The following is a 2,282-nucleotide window of genomic DNA, read 5'->3' as shown; positions in this document are numbered from 1 at the left end:
AGCCGGGTCATGGCCACTTTTCACATAGTCATCCAGATACTCCCGATAGTTGCCCGCCTCGATGGGCAGCAGACTGATCCCCTCGATGGCCTGGGTCATCTTGTTGAAGTGGGGCAGCTCGATGGAACGGGTGAAGAGATCATCCACATTGAGCCCGCCCTCCTTGTCAAACAGGCCGCCGGGGGGCGAGATGGACTCGGCATACGCCACCGCCACCGGCCCCGCCAGACTCATAAAGAGGTCGTTGGCGTCGAGCCGAATGGTTTCGCTGATGTCGATGCCCGCTCGGCGAAAGTAGTTCTCGTCGTAGTCGGTGGTGACGGCCTGAGCGGTAAGAATGTTGAAGATCTGCTGGGAGATGTACTGGTTGGCGTACTTCTCCATGGTATTGACATCAACATGCTGGATCTCGCCATCGTCGCTCTCTTCGGCGTAGCGCATGATGTCGTTGGAGATCAGCATCATGGCATTCCAGGGCCTGATCCGCTTGAGCATGCTGGCATCGCACGCCTGCTCGTTGTCGAAGTGATAGGAGAAGTCCCACTCCTCGGCCAGGTATTTGCACAGCAAACGTCCGGCGTTGATGTGTAGTGCTTCCGAGATTTCGATGCCCCGATCACAGATATTGGGCAGGATACAGATGCCGCTGGTGAAGATGGGATCGAACATGAAGTGCTCCCCGAGGGAGAGGTGCTCCTCCTCTTCTGACGGGGGCGAAAAGGTTTTGCTCATGTAGGAATACTGCTGGGCCAGCCCGAACTCGGAGGCCATACCCGAGCCGGTGCCGCCCCCGGCACTGAAGATGTAGAAATAGAGGCGGGACTGGTTGGCCTTGATGCCGCAGGAGTCCACCAGATAGGTATGAATGGCCTGCCACTCGGAGTTGGCGAAGTACTGGGGGCTCTTGTTGAGGATAATCTTGGCCAGATACTGACCAAGGATGGGGGCGTTGCCCGCGCCTCCCGCATGGATCTCTGACAAGTCCATCACCCGCATTTTGGCGTAGTCACGCAAGGAGCCACCTTCGCCGCTGCGATTGGAGTGGCGGATGCGCCCCTCGATGTCCTTGTCCAGATCCCCCAGCATCACCATGGGCTCGATCAAAAAGACAGGCCGGGCCCCGTTGTTTGGCAGCCGCAGATTGCGCCGGATCCAGCTCACCGGACCAAACTCCTTCTCCCGCTTGCGTTGCTCTTCACTGTTGAACTCATTGAGATAAAAGCTGCGGGCGTTGTAGACCAGCGAGGCGACATCCTGCGCTATGTTGGAGCCGCAGCGCCCCAGACCCACCAGACAGACAGACGGAAAGTTGTGGGGCACGGCGGCGCTTGATTCACTCTCGCCCATGGCGACAGGAAACACTGCGTGGCGCAGTTGTTCCAGATTGGCAAGAATGCGGGCCAGATCCCCCTCGGTGTAGTAGAGGTAACGGTTGCCGGCGTCCTGGTCATCATCCGTGCTGATAGGCAGCAGATCGGTATGCTCGGTCATGGAAAAAGATCCCTTTTGGCGGCGAATGTATATAAATCAGCAGCTTTGGGCTGCTTGGTAACTTTAGATGATAAAAAGCAGAGGCGCGCAGAGAGGGGGATGAGAGTTGTTAGGGTGTGATCATGGGCACAGCCCCAAGCTGGATATCTATCAGGTTGCCACATAGGCCTGATTGGCCGATGGCTGCATGCTCCTGTAATAGCTGACAACCATGCTTAACGGGGCTGGCAGCGTGCCAGAGCATGACGCTTGAACGACCAGTCTCTCTTTATGCTGGTGTGGTAGAGCAAGCACGGAAATAATTTTTAGATTGATTTTTGCACTTTCAATCGATTATTTGATTGGGCAGTCACGGCATTATCGGTGTCAGATTAGCTGAGCAGGTTGGCCAACGCGCCGTCAGCCAGTCTTTACATGGTCACACAAGGAGACACTCTGATGGAAACACTTGACCAGAAAATCGACACCATGCGAGATGCATTTATGCAGCAGGAGCGTAAACAGGCCCACGACAAGTGGCAAGCCAGGGTCGATGAGCTGCAACAGATACGGGGTGGGGAGGCACTACCGGAGGAGCAAGAGGAGTAGTGCTCGTTCCCGGGCGAAAGTTGAGGTAGCGAACGCTTCGTATCGGCTACCCGTTATCTACCACCGATAAAAAAACCACCGACTTTTTGCTGGTCGGTGGTTTTTTATGGGTAGCTGCTGAGCCCTTGTCAGGGAGATGGCTGGCTTTTGGGGTTTCATTGCGCTCGCCTTCATCGAGAAAGGGGGACAGAACTGGGACACCC

The 2,282-nt window shown here is 56.0% G+C and carries 2 protein-coding genes; one reads left to right on the top strand and one right to left on the bottom strand.

Features of this window, described 5'->3' with window-relative positions; translation table 11 throughout:
* Positions 1-1,491 (bottom strand): hypothetical protein (locus tag BN1117_RS05585; protein WP_040095559.1); only part of this gene is annotated, 1,491 nt, incomplete at its 3' end.
* A 438-nt stretch (positions 1,492-1,929) separates the two neighbouring features.
* On the opposite strand from BN1117_RS05585, the gene BN1117_RS19635 reads away from it, so the two are divergent.
* Positions 1,930-2,079, top strand: coding sequence for a hypothetical protein (locus BN1117_RS19635; RefSeq protein ID WP_167334815.1), 150 nt, complete (start codon positions 1,930-1,932; stop codon positions 2,077-2,079).
* Positions 2,080-2,282 lie beyond the last annotated feature (203 nt).

Origin of the sequence: Aeromonas australiensis, from assembly GCF_000819725.1 — a bacterium.
GTDB lineage: Bacteria > Pseudomonadota > Gammaproteobacteria > Enterobacterales > Aeromonadaceae > Aeromonas > Aeromonas australiensis.
This window is presented reverse-complemented; position numbering and strand designations above follow the sequence as displayed.